Raw genomic sequence first — 7,043 nt, forward strand, 5'->3', positions numbered from 1 at the left:
GTCGAGGCTGGCTTCGGCTGGCTGGGCCGCGTGCAGGCGCGCTTCGGCTGACGCGCCGGCCGCGGCGAGGCCTCAGCGCTTCGCCGGCGGCAGGTCGGTGCAGGAGCCGTGTGCCACTTCGGCCGCCATGCCGATGCTCTCACCGAGCGTCGGGTGCGGATGGATGGTCTTGCCGATGTCCACCGCATCGGCGCCCATCTCGATCGCCAACGCGATCTCGCCGATCATGTCGCCCGCATGCGTGCCGACGATGCCACCGCCGACGATGCGGTGCGTGGCCTCGTCGAACAGCAGCTTGGTGAAGCCTTCGTCGCGGCCATTGGCGATCGCACGACCCGAAGCTGTCCAGGGGAACAACCCCTTCTTCACCTTGACGCCGCGCGCCTTGGCCTCGTCTTCGGTCAGCCCGACCCAGGCCACTTCCGGATCGGTGTAGGCCACGCTCGGGATCACGCGCGCGTTGAAGGAGCTCGTCGCGAGCTTGGCGTCGCCGAGCACCGCGCCGGCTGCCACCTCGGCCGCCACGTGGGCCTCGTGCACCGCCTTGTGTGCCAGCATCGGCTGGCCGACGATGTCGCCGATCGCGAAGATGTGCGGCACGTTGGTGCGCATCTGGATGTCGACGGGGACGAAGCCGCGCTCGCCGACCACCACGCCGGCCTTCTCGGCACCGATCTTCTTGCCGTTGGGCGTGCGGCCGACGGCCTGCAGCACGAGGTCGTAGACGCCCTCGCTCTTCGTGCCGTCCAGGCCCTCGAACTGCACGCGGACGCCGTCCTTCGTCGCTTCGGCGCCGACGGTCTTGGTCTTGAGCATCAGATTGTCGAAGCGCGGCGCATTCATCTTCTGCCACACCTTGACGAGGTCGCGGTCGGCGCCCTGCATCAGGCCATCGAGCATCTCGACGACGTCGAGCTTCGCGCCCAGCGTGGAGTACACCGTGCCCATCTCCAGGCCGATGATGCCGCCGCCGATCACCAGCATCTTCTTCGGCTGCTGGCGCAACTCGAGCGCGCCGGTCGACGTGACGATGCGCGGGTCGTCCTTCGGCAGGAAGGGCAGCTTCACTGCCTCGGAACCGGCCGCGATGATCGCTTGCTTGAAGCGGATCGTCTGCGGCGCGCCGTCCTTCACCAGCACGACCTTCAGGTGATGTGGATCGACGAACTCGCCGCTGCCGGTCACCACGGTGACCTTGCGCATCTTGGCCATCGCGGCCAGGCCGCCGGTCAGCTTGCCGACCACCTTGTCCTTGTGGGCCTTGAGCCTCGCGAGGTCCACACGGGGCTTGCCGAAGCTCACGCCCAGGGCCTCGAAGTGCGAGACCTCGTCCATCACCGCGGCAACGTGCAGCAGCGCCTTCGACGGGATGCAGCCGACGTTCAGGCACACGCCGCCGAGCGTCGCGTAGCGCTCGACCAGCACGACCTTCAGGCCGAGGTCGGCGCCGCGGAAGGCGGCCGAATAACCGCCGGGACCGGCACCCAGCACCAGCAGGTCGCACTCGACGTCGGCACCGCCGGCGTAGCTGGCGGCTGATGGCGCCACCGCAGCCGCCGCGGGTGCAGCGACTGCCGGCGCCGCGGCAGCCGCGGACGATGCCGCCGGCTCGGCGGCCGCACTGGCCGCATCGAGCGACAGGATCACCGAGCCTCGTTGACCGTGTCGCCGACCTTCAGCTTCAGCGCCTTCACGACGCCCGCGTGCGAGGACGGGATCTCCATCGACGCCTTGTCGCTCTCGACGGTGATCAGGCTCTGGTCGGCCGCGACGGTGTCGCCCGGCTTCACCAGCAGCTCGATCACTGCCACGTCCTTGAAGTCGCCGATGTCGGGGACCTTGATATCGATCATTGCCATGTCCGCGTCCCTCTCACAGCAGCACCCGGCGGAAGTCCGCCAGGATCTGACCGAGGTAGGCGTTGAAGCGAGCCGCCGCCGCGCCGTCGATCACGCGGTGGTCCCAGCTCAGCGACAGCGGCAGGATCAGGCGTGGCTGGAAGGCCTTGCCGTCCCAGCGCGGCTCGGTGCTGCTCTTGCACACGCCGAGGATGGAGACTTCGGGCGCGTTGATGATCGGCGTGAAGTAGCGTCCGCCGATGCCGCCGAGCGAGCTGATGCTGAAGCAACCGCCGTTCATGTCGGCCGGCCCCAGCTTGCCGTCGCGTGCCTTCTTGGCCAGCTCGCTCATCTCCTGGCTGATCTGCAGCACGCCCTTCTTGTCGGCGTCCTTGATCACCGGCACGACCAGCCCATTGGGCGTGTCGGCCGCGAAGCCGATGTGGAAGTACTGCTTCAGCACGATCTGCTCGCCGTCCAGGCTGGCGTTGAATTCGGGGAACTTCTTCAGCGCCGCCACGCAGGCCTTGATCAGGAAGGCCAGCATCGTGACCTTCACGCCGGACTTCTCGTTCTCCTTGTTGAGCTGGACACGGAAGGCCTCGAGTTCGGTGATGTCGGCATCGTCGTGGTTGGTGACGTGCGGGATCACGACCCAGTTGCGGTGCAGGTTGGCGCCGCTGATCTTCTTGATGCGCGACAGGTCCTTGCGCTCCACCGCGCCGAATTTCGCGAAGTCGACCTTGGGCCACGGCAGCAGGTCGAGCCCGGCGCCGCCGCCCGCAGCGGGCGCCTTGGCGGCCTGCGCGGTGCGCGTCTCGCCGGACATCACGCCCTTGACGAAGCCCTGCACGTCCTCCAGCGTGATGCGACCCTTCAGGCCGCTGCCCCTGACCTCGGCCAGCGGCACGCCCAGTTCGCGGGCGAAGCGGCGCACCGACGGCGAGGCGTGCGGCAGATGACCCTGGGGCGCCGTCGGCTCGTGGGCCGGCAGCGCGGCCGTCGGCGCGGTGCGCTCGACCGGCTGGCTGGCCAGTGGCGAAGCCGGAGCAGCCGCAGCGGCCGGAGCGACGTCGGCCGCCTTGGCTGCGGCCGGCGCCCCGCCGGCGCCCTGCAGAACCACCACCGGCGTGCCTTTGGACACCTTGTCGCCCAGCTTGACCAGCAGCCGCTCCACGGTGCCGGCGTGCGAGGACGGGATCTCCATCGACGCCTTGTCGCTCTCGACCGTGATCAGGCTCTGCTCGGCTTTCACCGCGTCGCCGGGCTTGACCAGCAGTTCGATCACCTCAACGGCGTCGAAGTCGCCGATGTCGGGCACCACCACCTCCACCGGACCGGCGGCCACCGACGCAGCCATGGGCGCCGCTGGCGGCACCGAAGCCACGGCCGGAGCCGGGGCCGGTGCGGGCGTCGAGGCAGCGGCATCGGCCGCCTCGATCACCAGCACCACGGTGCCCTCGCTGACCTTGTCGCCCAGCTTGACCTTGAGTTCCTTCACCACGCCGGCGTGCGACGAGGGAATCTCCATCGAGGCCTTGTCGCTCTCCACCGTGACCAGGCTTTGCTCGGCCTTGATCGCGTCACCGGGCTTGACCAGCACCTCGATGACCTCGACCGCCTCGAAATCCCCGATGTCAGGGACCTTCACTTCCATCAGCGCCATGTTGTCTCCGTTCTAGGCAGATCGGCGGGAAGCCCCGCCGCCGCGTTCTTCGCTCACGCGTACAAGGGGTTGATCTTGTCAGCGTTGATCCCGTACTTCTTGATCGCCTCGGCCACCTTCGCAGCCGGCACCGTGCCCTCGTCTGCCAGGGCCTTGAGCGCGGCAACCACGACGTAGTGGCGGTTCACCTCAAAGTGTTCGCGCAGCTTGGTGCGGAAGTCACTGCGGCCGAAGCCGTCGGTCCCCAGCACCTTGTAGCTGCGGCCCTTCGGGATGAAGGCGCGGATCTGCTCCGCGTAGGCCTTCATGTAGTCGGTCGACGCCACCACCGGCCCGGCATGCGGCTCGAGCTGCTGCGTCACGAAGGGCACGCGCGGCTTCTTGTCGGCCGGGTGCAGCAGGTTCCAGCGGTCGGCGTCCTGGCCGTCGCGCGCCAGTTCGTTGAAGCTCGGGCAGCTCCACACATTGGCGGACACGCCCCAGTCCTTCTCGAGCAACTCCTTCGCGGCGATCGACTCGCGCAGGATGGTGCCGCTGCCCAGCAGGTTGACCTGCGGCGCGTCCTTCTTCTTCGACCCGCCCTCGAGCAGCAGGTACATGCCCTTGACGATCTGCGTCTCGGTGCCCGGCCTCAGGCCCGGTTGCGCGTAGTTCTCGTTGAGCAGCGTGAGATAGAAGTAGACGTTGTCCTGCTGCTCGACCATGCGCTTCAGGCCATGGTGGATGATGACCGCCACCTCGTGCGCGAAGGTCGGGTCGTAGCTGATGCAGTTGGGGATCGTGCTCGCGAGGATGTGGCTGTGGCCGTCCTCGTGCTGCAGGCCCTCGCCGTTGAGCGTGGTGCGGCCCGAGGTGCCGCCGAGCAGGAAGCCGCGCGCCTGCATGTCGCCCGCGGCCCAGCACAGGTCGCCGACGCGCTGCAGCCCGAACATCGAGTAGTAGATGTAGAACGGAATCATGATGCGGTTGTTCGTCGAGTACGACGTCGCCGCAGCGATCCACGAGCTCATCCCGCCCGCCTCGTTGATGCCTTCCTGCAGGATCTGGCCGGCCTTGTCTTCCTTGTAGTACATGACCTGGTCCTTGTCGACCGGCGTGTACTGCTGCCCCGCGGGGTTGTAGATGCCGATCTGGCGGAACAGGCCTTCCATGCCGAAGGTGCGCGCCTCGTCGACGAGGATCGGCACGGTGCGCGGGCCCAGGGCCTTGTCGCGCAGCAGCGCGTTCAGACAGCGCACATAGGCCTGCGTGGTGCTGATCTCGCGGCCTTCGGCTGTCGGCTCCATCACCGCCTGGAACACCGACAGATCGGGCACCGGCAGCTGCTCGTCGGCCTTCGGACGGCGCTTGGGCAGGTAGCCGCCGAGGGCCTTGCGGCGCTCGTGCAGATACTGCATCTCCGGCGTGTCGTCGGCCGGCTTGTAGAACGGAATGTCGTGCAGCTTGTCGTCGGGGATGGGGATGTTGAAGCGGTCGCGGAAAGCCTTCACGTCCTCGTCGACCAACTTCTTGGTCTGGTGGGCGGTGTTCTTGCCCTCGCCGATCTTGCCCATGCCATAGCCCTTGACCGTCTTGATCAGCAGCACGGTGGGCTGGCCCTTGTGGTTCACGGCCTCGTGGTAGGCGGCATGCACCTTGTGCGGGTCGTGACCGCCGCGGTTCAGGCGCCAGATGTCGTCGTCGCTCAGCTTGGACACCATCTCCAGCAGCTTGGGGTGCTGGCCGAAGAAGTGCTTGCGCACGAAAGCGCCGTCGTTGGCCTTCATCGCCTGGTAGTCGCCGTCGACCGTCTCCATCATCACCTTGCGCAGCAGGCCCTCCTTGTCGCGCGCCAGCAGCGGGTCCCAGTAGCTGCCCCAGATCAGCTTGATGACATTCCAGCCCGAGCCGCGGAACTCGCCCTCGAGCTCCTGGATGATCTTGCCGTTACCGCGCACCGGGCCGTCCAGCCGCTGCAGGTTGCAGTTGATGACGAAGATCAGGTTGTCGAGCTTCTCGCGCGCCGCCAGGCCGATGGCGCCCAGCGACTCGGGCTCGTCCATCTCGCCGTCGCCGCAGAACACCCAGACCTTGCGCTTCGATGTGTCGGCAATGCCGCGCGCGTGGAGGTACTTCAGGAAGCGCGCCTGGTAGATCGCCATCAGCGGGCCGAGGCCCATCGAGACGGTGGGGAACTGCCAGAACTCCGGCATCAGCTTCGGGTGCGGGTAGCTGGAGAGGCCCTTACCGTCGACCTCCTGGCGGAAGTTGAGCAGTTGCTCCTCGGTGATCCGGCCTTCCATGAAGGCGCGGGCGTAGATGCCGGGCGAAGAATGGCCCTGGATGTAGAGCAGGTCGCCGCCGTGCTTGCCGCCCTGGTCGGTGTCGTCGGCGTGCCAGAAGTGGTTGAAGCCGGCGCCGAACATCGTGGCCAGCGAGGCGAAGCTGGAGATGTGGCCGCCGAGGTCGCCGCCGTCGGCCGGGTCGAGGCGGTTGGCCTTGACCACCATCGCCATCGCGTTCCAGCGCATGTAGGCGCGCAGCCGCTCCTCGATGTCGATCTGCCCCGGACTGTGCAGTTCCTGGCCGGCCGGGATGGTGTTGACGTAGGGCGTGGTGGCCGAGAACGGCATGTCGATGCCGGCCTGGCGCGCCTCGTCGATCAGGCGCTCGAGGAGGAAGTGCGCGCGCTGCGGACCCTCGCTGTCGATCACGGCGGCCAGCGCCTCCAGCCATTCGCGCGTTTCCTGCGCGTCACTGTCGTTGGCGGCCGAACGGCCAAAGGATTCCGGCAATGCAGACATGTCTTGTCTCCTTGGATCGGGTGCTGTGGCGCGCCCTGGGCTGATGCTCGATTTCAGTATTGCATAGTCGTCTTATTTTTTCAAATGGTGCCAGTTGATTTCTTATTGTGGAATTTACTTAGCCATCCGCCAACCAACATCCCCCGGGATGGGAGCTTCCTGCGACGCCGAATTCACTCTGGCACCGATAATCCGCCGATGACGCCCCATCCACCCGACTCGACCCTCGATCCGCCACCCAAGGCGCATCCGCGGCGGCTGTTCTGGGCCTGGTGGAAAAGGCAGTCGCCGGCCCACCAGGACCGCTTCGCCACGTTCGCGCCCCTGTTGTCGGTACTGCTGTTCCTCGCGGCGATCATCACGGCCTTCTGGTACCTGCGCAACGAGGAATTCGAGCGGGAGCAGGAGTCGGTCAAGCGCGACACCGAGATCGCCCAGCAGCAGATCCGCCTGCGGCTGATCGAGAACCAGGAACAACTGGTGCGCATGGCCCGCGAGGTCGCCACCCGCGCCATCGACCTCGACGAATTCCTGGGCCAGGCAGTGAGCTTCGCGCGCGAGCGCCCCGAGGTCGTGAGCCTGAGCTGGATCGATGCCGACCAGAGCGTCAAGGCGCGCCACCTGTCGCCCAATCACCCGGCCGACCTGATGCGCTGGACGGAGCCTTCCGCACCGGCCGCCTCCGCGGCCGAGCCGCAGCCGCCGGCCGGTACCGCTGCTGCGGCCGCCCTTCGCGGCGAGCCGGCCTGGCCTTCG

The 7,043-nt window shown here is 67.4% G+C and carries 2 protein-coding genes and 2 pseudogenes; 1 reads left to right on the plus strand and 3 read right to left on the minus strand.

Annotated features, from left to right (window positions below; genetic code table 11):
- Window positions 1-72 precede the first annotated feature (72 nt).
- The 3 genes and pseudogenes from lpdA to aceE all read right to left on the minus strand — a co-directional run bounded on the left by lpdA (window position 73) and on the right by aceE (window position 6,287).
- Window positions 73-1,859: pseudogene (gene lpdA, locus x551_RS16480) on the minus strand (dihydrolipoyl dehydrogenase).
- A gap of 13 nt (window positions 1,860-1,872) precedes the next feature.
- Entirely contained in the window at window positions 1,873-3,504 is a 1,632-nt protein-coding gene (gene aceF / locus x551_RS16485; RefSeq protein WP_036249596.1) for a dihydrolipoyllysine-residue acetyltransferase, read from the minus strand.
- A gap of 53 nt (window positions 3,505-3,557) precedes the next feature.
- Window positions 3,558-6,287, minus strand: coding sequence for a pyruvate dehydrogenase (acetyl-transferring), homodimeric type (aceE, locus tag x551_RS16490; protein ID WP_011829721.1), 2,730 nt, complete (start codon window positions 6,285-6,287; stop codon window positions 3,558-3,560).
- Window positions 6,288-6,485: 198 nt separating this feature from the next.
- Here aceE and x551_RS16495 point away from each other — a divergent pair.
- Window positions 6,486-7,043, plus strand: a pseudogene (locus tag x551_RS16495) (PAS domain-containing sensor histidine kinase); the annotation flags it as partial.

Source organism: Methylibium sp. T29, from assembly GCF_000576205.1.
In the GTDB taxonomy this organism is placed as follows: Bacteria; Pseudomonadota; Gammaproteobacteria; order Burkholderiales; family Burkholderiaceae_C; genus Methylibium; species Methylibium petroleiphilum.

Excerpts from the sequence above, each read along its gene's own strand:
- aceE (WP_011829721.1), bottom strand. The coding sequence starts at position 6,287 with ATGTCTGCATTGCCGGAATCCTTTGGCCGTTCGGCCGCCAACGACAGT.
- aceF (WP_036249596.1), bottom strand. The coding sequence starts at position 3,504 with ATGGCGCTGATGGAAGTGAAGGTCCCTGACATCGGGGATTTCGAGGCG.